At 71.4% G+C, this 13649-nt stretch carries 14 protein-coding genes; 11 read left to right on the top strand and 3 right to left on the bottom strand.

All coding sequences use genetic code 11. From position 1 onward, the window contains the following. Positions 1–83: 83 nt before the first annotated feature. The 6 genes from ACPA54_RS00975 (at position 84) to ACPA54_RS01000 (ending at position 7875) form a co-directional block, all read left to right on the top strand. On the top strand, positions 84–1472 hold the full coding sequence (locus tag ACPA54_RS00975; protein ID WP_423525763.1) for an MFS transporter: 1389 nt from the start codon (positions 84–86) through the stop codon (positions 1470–1472). Further along, complete coding sequence (locus ACPA54_RS00980) at positions 1469–2482, top strand: TolB family protein (RefSeq protein ID WP_423525765.1); 1014 nt, start codon at positions 1469–1471, stop codon at positions 2480–2482. The genes ACPA54_RS00975 and ACPA54_RS00980 overlap by 4 nt, the downstream gene beginning before the upstream one ends. Before the next feature lie 207 nt (positions 2483–2689). Beyond that, positions 2690–2950, top strand: coding sequence for a type II toxin-antitoxin system Phd/YefM family antitoxin (locus ACPA54_RS00985; protein WP_423525767.1), 261 nt, complete (start codon positions 2690–2692; stop codon positions 2948–2950). Next, positions 2935–3372, top strand: a complete 438-nt coding sequence (locus ACPA54_RS00990; RefSeq protein WP_423525769.1) for a PIN domain-containing protein — start codon at positions 2935–2937, stop codon at positions 3370–3372. The genes ACPA54_RS00985 and ACPA54_RS00990 overlap by 16 nt, the downstream gene beginning before the upstream one ends. Before the next feature lie 74 nt (positions 3373–3446). Continuing rightward, entirely contained in the window at positions 3447–7352 is a 3906-nt protein-coding gene (hrpA, locus tag ACPA54_RS00995) for an ATP-dependent RNA helicase HrpA (protein ID WP_423525771.1), read from the top strand. 361 nt (positions 7353–7713) lie between these two features. After that, positions 7714–7875 (top strand): hypothetical protein, encoded by a 162-nt coding sequence (locus ACPA54_RS01000; RefSeq protein ID WP_423525772.1) that lies wholly within the window; start codon positions 7714–7716, stop codon positions 7873–7875. Here ACPA54_RS01000 and ACPA54_RS01005 read toward each other — a convergent pair. After that, positions 7872–9194, bottom strand: coding sequence for an outer membrane protein assembly factor BamB family protein (locus tag ACPA54_RS01005; protein WP_423525774.1), 1323 nt, complete (start codon positions 9192–9194; stop codon positions 7872–7874). The genes ACPA54_RS01000 and ACPA54_RS01005 overlap by 4 nt on opposite strands. Before the next feature lie 145 nt (positions 9195–9339). On the opposite strand from ACPA54_RS01005, the gene ACPA54_RS01010 reads away from it, so the two are divergent. The 5 genes from ACPA54_RS01010 to ACPA54_RS01030 all read left to right on the top strand — a co-directional run bounded on the left by ACPA54_RS01010 (position 9340) and on the right by ACPA54_RS01030 (position 12380). Further along, positions 9340–9777: a VOC family protein gene (locus ACPA54_RS01010; protein WP_423525776.1), complete on the top strand. Its 438-nt coding sequence runs from the start codon at positions 9340–9342 to the stop codon at positions 9775–9777. Positions 9778–9851: 74 nt separating this feature from the next. Beyond that, positions 9852–10268, top strand: a complete 417-nt coding sequence (locus tag ACPA54_RS01015) for a nitroreductase family deazaflavin-dependent oxidoreductase (RefSeq protein WP_423525777.1) — start codon at positions 9852–9854, stop codon at positions 10266–10268. After that, on the top strand, positions 10265–11083 hold the full coding sequence (locus tag ACPA54_RS01020; protein WP_423525779.1) for an HAD family hydrolase: 819 nt from the start codon (positions 10265–10267) through the stop codon (positions 11081–11083). Before ACPA54_RS01015 ends, ACPA54_RS01020 begins: the two co-directional genes overlap by 4 nt. Positions 11084–11235: 152 nt before the next feature. After that, complete coding sequence (locus tag ACPA54_RS01025) at positions 11236–11805, top strand: RNA polymerase sigma factor (protein ID WP_423525781.1); 570 nt, start codon at positions 11236–11238, stop codon at positions 11803–11805. Then, complete coding sequence (locus ACPA54_RS01030) at positions 11802–12380, top strand: hypothetical protein (protein ID WP_423525783.1); 579 nt, start codon at positions 11802–11804, stop codon at positions 12378–12380. The genes ACPA54_RS01025 and ACPA54_RS01030 overlap by 4 nt, the downstream gene beginning before the upstream one ends. Here ACPA54_RS01030 and ACPA54_RS01035 read toward each other — a convergent pair. Continuing rightward, positions 12370–12870 (bottom strand): hypothetical protein, encoded by a 501-nt coding sequence (locus ACPA54_RS01035; protein WP_423525784.1) that lies wholly within the window; start codon positions 12868–12870, stop codon positions 12370–12372. The two genes, ACPA54_RS01030 and ACPA54_RS01035, sit on opposite strands and share 11 nt — an antisense overlap. Before the next feature lie 26 nt (positions 12871–12896). Continuing rightward, positions 12897–13478, bottom strand: a complete 582-nt coding sequence (locus ACPA54_RS01040) for a hypothetical protein (protein ID WP_423525786.1) — start codon at positions 13476–13478, stop codon at positions 12897–12899. Between the last annotated feature and the right edge of the window lie 171 nt (positions 13479–13649).

A 13649-nucleotide genomic window follows, 5' to 3' on the forward strand; every position in this document is an offset into this window, starting at 1 on the left:
CCCCCCGCCCCCCCCCTGGGCCGTGGGCCCGGCCGGGGGCCCCCCCGCCCCCCCCCCCGGACCCCGTCCGCGCAGGAGCTTGCATGTACCTGTCGACCAGCCGCGGCACCGACATCTCCGGCGGCATCCGCGCCTCACCCGCCACCCCGCCCGGCGGACCGAAGCCCCGCGGCCGCCGCGCCGCGCGCGCCTTCCGCACCGTCCCGCCCAACGTGCTGGCCCTCGGACTGGTCTCCCTCGTCACCGACATCTCCAGCGAGATGGTCACCGCCATCCTGCCCGTCTACCTCGTCCTCGGCCTCGGCCTGTCCCCGCTCGCCTTCGGCATGCTCGACGGCCTCAACAACGGCGCCACCGCGGCCCTGCGGATCGCCGGCGGCCACGTCGCCGACCGCACCCGCCGCCACAAACCCGTCGCCGCCACCGGCTACGGCCTGTCCGCCGCCGCCAAACTCGCCATCCCCGCCGTATCGTCCGTCCCCGGCATCGGCACCGTCATCGCCGTCGACCGCGCCGGCAAAGGCATCCGCACCGCACCCCGCGACGCCCTCATCTCCCTCTCCGCACCCGCCGACGCCCAAGGCCGCGCCTTCGGCGTCCACCGCGCCCTCGACACCGCCGGCGCCCTCCTCGGCCCGCCCGCCGCCCTCGCCGTCCTGTGGTTCGCCGCCCAGGCCTACGACGCGGTCTTCGTGGTCAGCTTCTGCCTCGCCGCCTTCGGCGTCCTCCTGCTCCTCCTCTACGTCCGCGACGCCCCCGCCAAACCCGCCGAACCCTCGGGACCGGCCGCGCCTCGCGCCCGGATCCGCGACGCGCTCGCCGTCCTCCGCGTCCCCGGCTTCGCCCGCGTCTGCGCCTACGCCACCGTCCTCGGCGCCGCCACCATCGGCGACGGCATGGTCTACCTCCTCCTCCAACGCGCCGTCGACCTGCGCCCGCACCTCTTCCCCCTGCTCCCCTTCGGCACCTCGCTCGCGTTCCTCGCCCTCGCCGTCCCCGTCGGCCTCCTCGCCGACCGCTGGGGCCGCCTCCGCGTCTTCCTCGCCGGCCACGCCGTCCTCTTCGCCTGCTACGCCGCCCTCGCCACGCCCCTCCCGGCCGCCGCCGCGATCGTCCTACCCCTCTTCCTGCTCGGCGCCTTCTACGCCGCCACCGACGGCGTCCTCATGGCCCTCGCAGCGCCCCTCGCCCCCGCCCACCTCCGCGGCGGCTCCCTCGCCCTCGTCCAAACCGGCCAAGCCGCCGGCCGCGCCGCCGGGGCCGTCGCCTTCGGCGCGGCCTGGACCACCTGGGGCCCGCACACCGCGCTGACCGCCGCCGGGGCGGCCTTGGCGGCCGCCACCGGCACGGCCTGGCTCGTCTCGCGACGGCACCCGATTCCCGCCGCGTCCCCGGCGTCCGCGGCCGCTTCCGCCCCTGCCTCCCCCGCTGCCCCCACCGCTCCCGCTGCCCACGAGGAGACCGCCGGATGACCCGGACCGCGCGCTTCGCCGTCCTCGCCGTCGCCACCGCGCTCCTGGCCGGCATCGCCGTCGCCTACACCTGGCACGCCTCAGGACGCGCGGGCCAAGGCCCGAAACAGGGCTTCTCCGACGTCGCCCTCGACCCGCCCGGCCGCATCCTCTTCCGCACCACCATGGCGGGCTCCGGACGCGACCACGTCGCCGCCCTCGACCTGTCCGCCACCGGCACATCCGACGGCGACGACGGCCGCGCGATCTCCCCGACCGCCTGCCTCGTCTTCCACGCCGCGCACGGCATCGGCGTCTGCCTCAAACTCGCCAACGCCGCCCTGCACACCTACAACGCGGTCATCCTCGACGACCACCTGCGCCCCGTCGACACCCGCGAAACCGCCGGCACCCCCTCCCGGGCCCGCGTCTCCCCGACCGGCAACCTCGCCGCCTGGACCACCTTCGTCGGCGGCGAGTCCTACGCCGGCATCGACTTCGCCACCCGCACCGCCATCCTCGACCGGCGCAGCGGCACCCTCTACGACAACCTCGAGAACTTCCACGTGATCCGCGACGGCAAGCCCTACCAAGCCGCCGACATCAACGTCTGGGGCGTCACCTTCGCCGCCGACGACAACCGCTTCTACGCCACCGTCGCCACCGACGGCCACCGCTACCTGGCCGAGGGCGACCTCGCCACGCGCACCCTCCGCACCCTCCACGACAACGTCGAATGCCCGTCCCTCTCCCCCGACGGCACCCGCATCGCGTACAAGAAGCGCCTCCCCGACGCCGACCCGTCCCGCCCCTGGCGCCTCTACACCCTCGACCTCCGCACCGGCACCGAGACCGCCACCGCCGAAACCCGCACCCTCGACGACCAGGCCGAGTGGCTCGACAACAGCACCGTCCTCTACACCCTCCCGGGTGATCTCCGCGCCGACATCTGGTCGACTCCGGCGGACGGCGGGGGAAAGCCGAAGGTGCTGGTGAAGTACGCCCTGTCGCCGACGGTCCTCAGAAACTGACCCGCGGCGAGACCTGCCTACGCCGCGCTCTCTCGGCTCTCTCGTCCTCGGCCACCCCGCCCACCGCCGCCCGACACCGTTCACACCGGAGTGTGATCGATAGGCGTTCGACTGCGGATGGCCCTCGCGGCCCCGCAGGCTTTGCGCATGTCGCTGATTCAGTACCTCAAGGGATCAGATTGTCTGATTCCCGGATACCATGACCCCATGAAGACTCTGTCCGCCACCGAGGTCGGGCGAAACCTGTCCGCGGTCCTCGACGCGGTCAGCCGCGGCGAGAGCATCGAGGTGGTGCGCGGCGGCGTCCACGTCGCCACGATCGTGCCGCCGGTGCGGCCGAACGGGCAGCAGATCATCGATTTCTTCCGCGGACTGGAGCCCGATCCGGAGTGGGCCGACGCCACCGAGCAGGCGGTCGCGACGACCAACACCCCGGAGGAGGTGCGCGACCCGTGGGCCGACGCCTGATCCTCGACACCTGCGTCCTTGTCGCCCTGCAACGCGGCCAAGTCGCGCCGACCACCGTGCTGACAGCGGACGACGACGTGGTCATTGCCGCCATCACCGCCGCCGAACTGCACACCGGCGTCCTCCTGGCCCCCGACGACCGCCGCGCCCGCCTCGAGCTGGCGGTCAAGAACCTCCTCGCCCCCATCCCCGTCGAGGACTACAGCGCCGCAACGGCCGAACAGCATGCCGTCCTGCTCGCCCACACCCGGCGCAGCGGGCGCCCTCGCGGCGCCCACGACCTGATCATCGCCGCCACAGCCCTCGCCACCGGGCGGACGCTCGTCACGACCGACGCGGCGGCAAAGTTCGACGAACTGCCGGGCGTTGCGTCCGTCACCCTCCCCATCGCCCGCCGCCCCGGGGGCGGTTCGCCCCGGTGATCCGGCGGGGCGACACGGGGTACGCGATATCCGCTGGTCACCCCACCCCCCGCCATGCCTATCCTGGACGGCGTATGGATACGCCGCCCGTCTCTCCGCTTGCCGCTTTGCGGGACCGTTTGTCTGGTGTGACCCTGCGTGACGAGCGTCGGTTGGCGCGGCGGATCGACGGGGCGCGCCGGATCCGGGATCCCGAAGCGCGCACAGCCATCGCCGCCGACCTGGCGGAAGCCGTGGAATCCGCCGAGTTGAAGGCGGACCTGCGGCGCGCCGCCGTGCCGCGGATCGAGTACCCCGAACAGCTGCCGGTCTCGCAGAAGAAGGACGAGATCCTCGCCGCGATCCGCGACCACCAGGTCGTGATCGTCGCCGGCGAGACCGGGTCGGGGAAGACCACCCAGCTCCCGAAGATCTGCCTGGAACTCGGCCGCGGCATCCGCGGCCTGATCGGCCACACCCAGCCGCGCCGGCTCGCCGCGCGGACCGTCGCCGATCGGATCGCCGAGGAGCTGAAGACCCCGCTCGGGTCGACGGTCGGCTACAAGGTCCGGTTCAACGACCAGGTCTCCGACGGGTCGCTGGTCAAGCTCATGACCGACGGCATCCTGCTCGCCGAACTACAGACCGACCGCGACCTCCTGCAATACGACACGCTGATCATCGACGAAGCCCACGAGCGTAGCCTCAACATCGACTTCATCCTCGGCTACGTCAAACAGCTCCTCCCCCGCCGCCCCGACCTCAAGGTCGTCATCACCTCCGCGACGATCGACCCCGAGCGGTTCTCCCGGCACTTCGGCGACGCGCCGATCGTCGAGGTGTCCGGCCGCACCTACCCGGTCGAGGTGCGCTACCGCCCCCTCGTCGCCGACAGCGAAGCCGAGCAGGACGACCGCGACCAGGTCCAGGGCATCATCGACGCGGTCAAGGAACTCCAGGCCGAAGGCCCCGGCGACGTCCTGGTCTTCCTGTCCGGCGAGCGCGAAATCCGCGACACCGCCGAGGCGCTCGGCAAGCAGCAGCTGCGCGACACGGAGATCCTGCCGCTGTACGCGCGCCTCTCGTCCGCCGAACAGCACCGCGTCTTCCAGGCGCACTCCGGGCGCCGCGTCGTCCTCGCCACGAACGTCGCCGAGACCTCGCTGACCGTCCCCGGCATCAAGTACGTCGTCGACCCGGGCAGCGCCCGCATCTCCCGCTACAGCCACCGCACGAAGGTCCAGCGCCTGCCCATCGAGGCCGTCTCCCAGGCGTCCGCGAACCAGCGCAAGGGCCGCTGCGGGCGTACCTCCGACGGCATCTGCATCCGGCTGTACTCCGAAGACGACTTCGTCGCCCGCCCGGAGTTCACCGACCCGGAGATCCTGCGGACCAACCTGGCGTCCGTCATCCTCCAGATGACCGCGATCGGTCTCGGCGACATCGCCGCGTTCCCGTTCATCGACCCGCCGGACCGCCGCAACATCAAGGACGGCGTCGACCTCCTCCAGGAGCTCGGCGCGATCGACCCGGCCGCGACGGACGTCCGCAAACGCCTCACCCCCGTCGGCCGGCAGCTCGCGCAGCTCCCCGTCGACCCGCGCATGGCGCGCATGGTCCTGGAAGCCGACCGCAACAACTGCGTCCGCGAAGTCATGGTCATCGCCGCCGCGTTGTCCATCCAGGACCCGCGCGAACGCCCGGCCGACAAGAAGGAACAGGCCCAGCAGCAGCACGCCCGGTTCGTCGACAAGGAAGCCGGCTCGGACTTCCTGACGTACCTCAAGCTGTGGGACTACCTCAAGGAACAGCAGAAGGAACGCTCGTCGTCGGGCTTCCGCCGCATGTGCAAGCAGGAGTTCCTCAACTACCTGCGGATCCGCGAGTGGCAGGACGTCTACAGCCAACTCCGGCAGACCGTGAAGCAGATGGGCATCAGCATCGGCGACCAGCCCGCCGATGCGCAGCGCATCCACACGTCGATCCTCATCGGCCTGCTGAGCCACATCGGCCTGTACGACGCGGCCAAACGCGAATACGGCGGCGCGCGCGGCACCCGCTTCGCGGTCTTCCCCGGATCGTCGCTGTTCAAGAAGCCGCCGCGCTGGGTGATGTCCGCCGAACTGGTGGAGACCAGCCGCCTGTGGGCCCGCGTCAACGCCCGCATCGAGCCGGAGTGGATCGAGCCGCTCGCCGAGCACCTCGTCAAACGCAGCTACAGCGAACCGCACTGGGAGCAGCGGGCGGGCGCGGTCATGGCGTTCGAGAAGGTCACGCTGTACGGCGTCCCGATCGTCGCCCAGCGCAAGGTCAACTACGGGAAGATCGACGCCGAGCTGTCCCGCGAGCTCTTCATCCGGCACGCGCTGGTGGAGGGCGACTGGCGCACCCACCACGCGTTCCTCAAGGAGAACCGGGCGCTGCTCGAAGAGGTCGAGGAGCTGGAGCATCGGGCCCGGCGCCGCGACATCCTCGTCGACGACGAGACCCTGTTCGACTTCTACGACCAGCGCGTCGGCAAAGACGTCGTCTCCGGACGGCACTTCGACTCCTGGTGGAAGAAGGCCCGGCACAAGCAGCCGGATCTGCTGAGCTTCGAGAAGTCGATGCTCATCAACGACCGCGCGGGCGGCATCGACGAGGCCGACTACCCGGACTTCTGGACGCAGGGCGACCTCAAGCTGCCGCTGACCTACCAGTTCGAGCCCGGCAACGCCGCCGACGGCGTCACCGCGCACATCCCGCTGGCCGTCCTCGGCCAGGTCGTGCAGGACGGCTTCGACTGGCAAATCGCCGGTCTGCGCGAGGAGTTGGTCACCGAGCTGATCCGCTCCCTGCCGAAGACCCTGCGCCGCAACTTCATCCCGGCACCGGACGTCGCCCGCGCCGCGCTGGCCGCGATGAAGCCGCGTCAGCAGCCGCTGGCCTTGGCCCTCGCCCGCGAACTGCAGCGGCTCAAGGCCATCCCCGTTCCGCCGGAGAGCTGGGACTTCAGCCGGATAGCGGAACATCTGCGGATCACCTTCCGGGTCGAGGACGACCGGGGCCGCATGCTCGCCGAAGGCAAGGACCTCGCCGAACTCAAGCTGCGCCTGAAGCCCAAGTCGCAGGCCAAGCTGTCGCGCGCCGCGGATTCGGTGGAACGCACCGGGCTGAAGGAGTGGGGCGACCTCGGCACGCTGCGGCGCACGTTCGAGACGACGCGCGACGGCCACCCGGTGAAGGGTTATCCGGCGCTCGTCGACGAGGGCGACAGCGTGGCGGTACGCGTGTTCGAAACGGAGGCCGAGCAGGCCGCGGCGATGTGGCGGGGCACCCGCCGGCTGCTGATGCTGGGTGTCAACTCGCCGGTCAAGGCGATCTCCGGGCGCCTCCCCAACCGGGCGAAGCTCGCGCTGAGCCACAACCCGCACAAGAACATCACCGACCTGTTCGACGACTGCGTGGCCTGCGCGGTCGACAAGATCATGGCGGACGCGGGCGGCCCGGCCTGGGACGCGGAGTCCTTCGGCAAGCTGCTCGCCCGCGTGCGGACCGACCTGCCGGCGACGACCGAGGACACCGTCGTCAAGGTCGAACGCATCCTCACCGTGCACCATGGGCTGGAGGTCAAGCTCAAGGGCACGACCAGCCTGGCGCTCGTCCCGGCCCTGACCGACATCCGCGCGCAATCGGCGAGCCTGGTCCACCGCGGCTTCGTCACCGAAGCGGGCTGGCGCCGGCTGCCGGACGTCCTGCGCTACCTGCGCGGCATCGAACGGCGCCTGGCGAAGCTGCCGAACGACCCTCCGGGGGACCGGCACCGGATGCTCAAGATCGCGGACTTGCAGGAGGCCTACGCGGAGCGCCTCGCGGCGGTGCCTGCCGGACGCACGGTGCCGGACGAACTGGCGCAGGTCCGGTGGATGCTGGAGGAGCTGCGGGTCAGCTACTTCGCGCAGTCGTTGGGGACGCCGTACCCGGTGTCGGACAAGCGGATCCTGAAGGCGCTGGAAGGCTAGGTCCATGACGGGAACGGATCACGAGGATCGGTGCCACACCGAATCGCGTTCGTGTGTCCCGTAACACCAACCGGCTGCCGATGGTGATGCCGAAATTCCGGTGGCAAGTTGCTGAAGCCGACCCGGCGGACTTCCGGCCGGGTCGGCTTGGCGATTCCGAAAATCGCTTGGCACAAAGTAATTGACGCAACGAACGACCACGACACAGCGTTCGCTGCCCTCACGGGCCCTCCCTCCTCCCACCATCTCTGGTCGGAGCCCGTGCGAGTGCCCTCCCCCACCCCCGCCACCGCCGGATCATGCCGACACCCCCACCATGCCCGCCTTCGAGCAGCCGCCGCCACCCGCGATCCGTCCCCCTGTGGATAACTCAGCCGCCGGCGATTCCCAATCCGCCGCGAACGGCGACTTCGACGTCCCCTACGGCGAGCTGGACGGCTTCGAGGACGTCCTCCGCATGATCGAGTCGGCGACGCCGGGCATGCTCGACGAGGTCCGGCGGGGGTTGGCGGGGCGGGCCTAGCTCCGCGCCTTCCCCCGCAGCCGCGGATCCGCGGTCAACCGGTGCGTCCGTCGCAACGCCGGCTCCATGCCCACGACCCGGCGGCGGGGCGCGGCCCGTTCCTCTGCCGACACCCGTTCGTGGTGCGGCTCGTGCCGCGGGGTTTCGAAGGCGAGCAAGCGATCTTCGGTGACCACGTACACACCCGTGCGGTCGACGGCAACGCGCGGGGGAGGGGTCTGGGGCGAGCTGTCCGGGTCGACCCAGGCCCACAGCGGGCAACCGTCGCCGCGGTCGAGCACGGCAACGTGTCCGCCGTCGGCGGTGAGGACGACGACGTCCTCGTCGACGGTGACCCGCACCCGGCTGCCACTGCGCCCTGACAGCCCTTGCCACGGGGAGTCGCCGGACCACCGGAGCGTGCCGTCCGCGGCATCGAACGCCCGAGTGACGCCGAGGTGGTCCCAGACGTAGACGACGCCGTCCACGAGGCAGGTCGTCACGCCTTCGGCGGTGTGCGGCAGCCGGGTCGGCGCCGACCACGACGGGCGGCCGGAGGCACCGGACGCGACGAGCACATGCTCGGACGTCATGGCGATCCGGATCCCGTCGAACGTTCCGACGTAGTCCGTCGGCGGCGAAGCGAAGGTGTGCCGGGTGAGTCGGCCGCCGGCGCCGTCGACGACGTCGAGCGCACGGTCGCGGCCTTCGGCGACGAGCAGCCGCTCGCCTTGCCTGCCGAGCGGCTGGTACTCCCCTTTCCACACGGTCTCGCCGGTGCCCGGATCCAGCGCGACGACCTTCACCGGATAGCGGCGGAAGAACAGCACCGGCCCCGCCCGGTCCGGGACCGCGGCGTAGGTGCTCCAGTGCCCGTGCCGCCTCCCCCATCGCAGCCCGCCCGTCGCCCTGTCCAACGCGAACACCGCACCCCCACACTGCACGACCAAGGTGCCGTCGGCCGTCTCGTGCAGCGCATCCACATACCGGGATTCGTTGCGCCGCGGCAGCCGCACCGGCCCGCGGACGACCTCCCGCGGCGCTTTGAGCCGGTCCTTCGACAGATCGCGGAACCACAACTCGGCCCCGTCGCGCAGGTCGACGGCCCGTACGCACTGGAAGTCCGCCTGATAGGCGACGTGCTCGCCCACCGCGTCCAGGGACCCGCTGAAGTCGCTCTCCCACAGCATGCGCCCGGTGACCGCGTCGCGGGCGAACGTCGTGGTGAGGTCGGCGCCGTAGAGTCGCCCGTCGGCGGCATACAGCGGCACGTTCCAACTGGACGCATCGATGGCGGCATGCCAGCGGACCTGCGGTGCGGGTATAACGCTCTCTCTCACGCGGCCAGCATGTCAGCCCCCGAAACCCCGGTCCGAGGGATCTCCCTGGGGTCGGGCACGGGACGCAACACCCCCGTCTGCTTCCCCCCATCCCCACCCCCCACCGACTACCGTCGATTCCCCCGCCATCCCCCTGGAGCTCCCCATGTCCCGCACCGTGCAGATCACCTTCGACTGCGGCGATCCCGCCGCGCTCGCCGCGTTCTGGGCCGCGGCCCTCCACTACCAAGTCCAGTCCCCGCCACCGGGCTTCGCCTCGTGGGATGCCGCTCTCGAGGCCTGGGGTGTGCCGCCCGAGCACCGCAACGACGCCCCCGCCGCCGTCGACCCCGAAGGCTCCGGTCCGCGGCTCTTCTTTCAGAAGGTCCCGGAGGGCAAGCAGGCCAAGAACCGCGTCCATCTCGACGTCCGCGCCGCGCCCGACCTCCAGGGCGACGCGCGCATGGCCGCGCTCGAAACCGAGGCCGAACGACTGTCCGGACTCGGCGCCACCCGCGAGCAGCGGTTCGAACCCGAACCCCCGATGGGCGCAGGGCATATCGTCATGCGCGACCCCGAAGGCAACGAGTTCTGCCTCGACTAAGGACCCATGTCACAGAGGGCCGGGGACGTTCGTCACACAGAACTGAGAATCACCCTCACGCGGAAGGGACCACCATGTCCGAGCGCCTCCGGCTCAACCAGAAGGTCATCGACGAGTTCCGCGCCGCCGCCGGGATCGTCGGCGGTGATTTCCAGGGCGTCCCGCTCCTCCTCCTCACCACCACCGGCGCCCGCACCGGCACCCTCCGCACCATGCCCATGACGTACCTCCCCGACGGCGACCGCCTGATCGTCTTCGCCGCCAACGGGGGCCGCCCGAACCGTCCGGGCTGGTACCACAACCTCCGAGCCGCCCCTACCGCCACCGTCGAGGTCGGCACCGAGACGTACGAGGCCGACGCCACGCTCGTCGAGGGCCCGGAACGCGACCGGCTCTGGACCCGCCAACTCCCCCACACCCCCTACTTCGAGGACTTCGAGACCCGAGCGGGCCGCCCGATCCCCGTCATCGCCCTGACCCGAATCGCATGACGACCGGCCCCAGCCCGAACCCGACCTCCTCCCCGGACCCGGACCCGGCATCCTCACCCAACCCGGGCCCCATCCGCGGAATCCTCTTCGACGTCGACCGCACCCTCTTCGACTTCGACACCTCCGAAGAGCACGGCCTCCTCGCCCACCTAGCCGACGAAGGCCTCATCGCCCACTTCCCCACCCCCGCCGCAGCGCTCAAGCTCTGGCGCGAGATCCTCGACGAGGCCTACGCCGCCTACCTCGCCGGCACGCTCACCTTCGCCGAGCAACAGCGCGTCCGCACACGCCGGTTCCTCGCCCGGATCGACCTCCTCCCCGCCGACGGCATGTCCGACGCCGCGGCCACCGCTTGGTTCGCCGGCTACGCCGCCCACCGCGACTCCCGCTGGGCGGCCTTCCCCGATGCGGAGCCCCTGCTGCGCGCCCTGGCACCCGCCTACCGGCTCGGCGTCGTCTCCAACTCCGCCGTCGCCCACCAACGGCGCAAGCTCGACGTCATCGGCCTGCTCCCGTACCTCGGCACGGCCCTCATCTGCTCCGAGGACCACGGCGCGCACAAACCCGACCCCACGATCTTCCTGGCCGGCTGCGCCGCCCTCGGCCTCCCGCCCCACCAAGTCCTGTTCCTGGGCGACAACTACGCCGCCGACGCGATCGGCGCCCGCGATGCGGGCCTGATCCCCTGCTGGCTCGACCGCAACGCCACCGACGACGGAACCGCCGCACGCGATGGCATCCCCGTCATCCACACCCTCGCCGAGCTTCCGAACGTGCTGTCCTCGACACCGCCGGCGTACGCACCGCACGACTGACCGGGTTCCCCGGAAACCGCGCGTCCCGCTTCTCCTCGGCCTCCGCCGTGGTTGCGGTGCCCTCAGCCACCGCCGTGGTTGCGGTGGCCGCGCGCTTGTAACGCTTTGCCGTCGATCGGCCAAGTACGGCAAAGCAACGAGGAGATCCGTGCATGACAAAGCTTGGCCTGCTGCATATCGGACGCGACCCGGCCGCGTTCGAGGCCTTCTACCGCGAGCACTTCGAGGCGGTGACGCGCTTCATGGCGCGCCGTGTCGACGACCCGCACACCGTCGCCGACCTGACCGCCGAGACGTTCCTCGCGGTCATCGACTCGGCCCATACCTATCGATCCGACAAAGGCACCGAGGTCGCCTGGCTCTTCGGAATCGCCCGCCACGTGGTGCAGAACGAACGCCGCCGGGCGGCCCGGGAGCTCCATGCCGTCCGCCGCTCCGCCCACCGACGCGAGCTGGACGGGGAGGACCTCGCCCGGCTGGAAGAGCGGATCGACGCGGAGAGCGCGGCACGCCGCGCCGGCGCCGCCCTCGCCATGCTGCCGGACGGCCAACGCGCACTGCTGGAACTGATGACGGTCGACAGCCTGTCCGTCCCCGAAGCCGCGACCGCACTGGGAATCACCACGGTCACCGCACGCGTGCGCCTGCACCGCGCCCGCCGCGCCCTGGCCGCCTTCGTCCCCGCCCCGCTCACGATGACCCCGGCAACGGAGATGCGATGAACACCACCGGCAGCTTCCCGTTCCAGGAACACCTGCTCGCGGAACTGAAGGAGACCGTCGCCGAGCGTGCCCTGTCCCCGGCGCCGGCGACCGGCCGCAACGCTGTCCGTCGCGGCGTCAAAGTCGGCGCGGTGCTTGCCGCGGCGTGCGCCGTCGCGATGCTGCCGAGCCTGTTCGCAGGAACCACCACGCCGGCGTTCGCGGTCGAACGCAACGACGACGGGTCGATCTCCGTCCTCATGCGCGAGTACACCGAACCGCACGAACTCCAGGAGCGGCTCCGCGACCTCGGCGTGAACGCCGTCGTGGACTTCGTCCCCGCCGACCGGCATTGCGCGGAACCGCGGGCCGACTTCATCGCGTCCGACCCCCTGCTGTGGACCAGCATGGCGCCCCGCGACGGGCACAGCGGATACATGCGGCTGCGCCCGGACCGCATCGCTCCCGGCCAGACCCTCGTGATGGAGGTCTTCTACCGCAACGACTCCACCGGCCACGTCGCGGGCGACCTCGTCCGGGTTGCCGACGGCCCGGTGGCGGCCTGCGTCCTCCAGCCTGGCGGGATCACCACGTGATGCCGTTCCCGGTGTGGTTCCACGGCACCTGACCTGAGCCGAGATCCCCCGCGGGGGCCGCGGCGGGCCCCCGCACCAGCCGCACCCGGTTCTTCCGCGCCGCACCCCGCGGACCCGCCAACCCGATCCGCGCCGCCAGCTCGCGCACGTCCGCCTCCCGCGCCAGCGGCGCGAGCACCAAACGCTGTCGCTTCACAACCGCTTCGACCCGCACCCACCCCCAGTGACGCCACAACGCAGGCCGCACCACGATCAGTTCGTCGACATCCTTCCAGGCAACCACCCGCTCGGCGCGGCGCCCGACCCGCAGCCCAAGCCAAGGCTCGTCGACCGCCACCACCGACCGCACCCGCACGAACTCCCAGCCGGCGAGCCCGATCTGCAGCAAAGCAGCGGCCAAGACCACCCGCCCGATCGTCCCCGTCACCGCGAGGTACGCAAACGGCACCACCACCCAGTGCCGCACCTGCAACACCGTGACCGCGGCCATCCCCCGCACCGACGTCCGCGGCACACTCAACGCCGAAACCGCGCGCAACGCTGCTCCCCCTCGGCCACAATCGAACGCCGGCACGCCGGCGCGGCCTGGTCAACCGTCACCACACACGGGCCATCCCCCTCGTCGAACCACCCGTGTTCCGCGGCAGCTTCGACCAGTGGACGCCAGATCTGCCGCGCACCGCGCGCAGCTCCCGGATGCTCGCGGATCATGCGGGCAACCGCACAGCACAGGGCAATCCGCCGGCCCGCCGCCACCACGACCCGCTCGAAGCCGGGAAACGGCTCGCAGTCGAGCATGTGCTCCAGCAGGGAGGCCGCTCCCGCTGCGGCCGCCGGGGCGGCGAGGTCCGCGATGTCCAGCAGGATCGGTGCGGCGACCACAGCCGTCGGGTACACCGTCGCACTGTGCAGGTGCACGATGCCGCCGGACTCCAGTACGGCCAGCGGTTCGCGCGCCGCAACCGCATCCTCCGCTACGGCCAGCGCCCGCAGCGCAGCGCCGCAGTCACCCGGCCGGTACACGCCGTTCGACGGCCCCGGCACCGCGTTCCACCGCACCAGATCAGCAGCCCGCAGAACCTCGTCGAGTCCCCCCACACAGCCCCCGCATCCACCAACCCCGCCAACCCAACGGTCAATTCAACCGGGACGGCAGGTCAAGACACCATCAGCGCGGACGCAATCATCGGACAAAAAGAAGTGCCCGGTGCTTCGGAGAATCCTCCGAAGCACCAGGCACCCGTCCGGCCTGCCGGCCGAACCTCCGGG

Origin of the sequence: Uniformispora flossi, from assembly GCF_049534875.1 — a bacterium.
GTDB lineage: Bacteria > Actinomycetota > Actinomycetes > Streptomycetales > Streptomycetaceae > Yinghuangia > Yinghuangia aomiensis.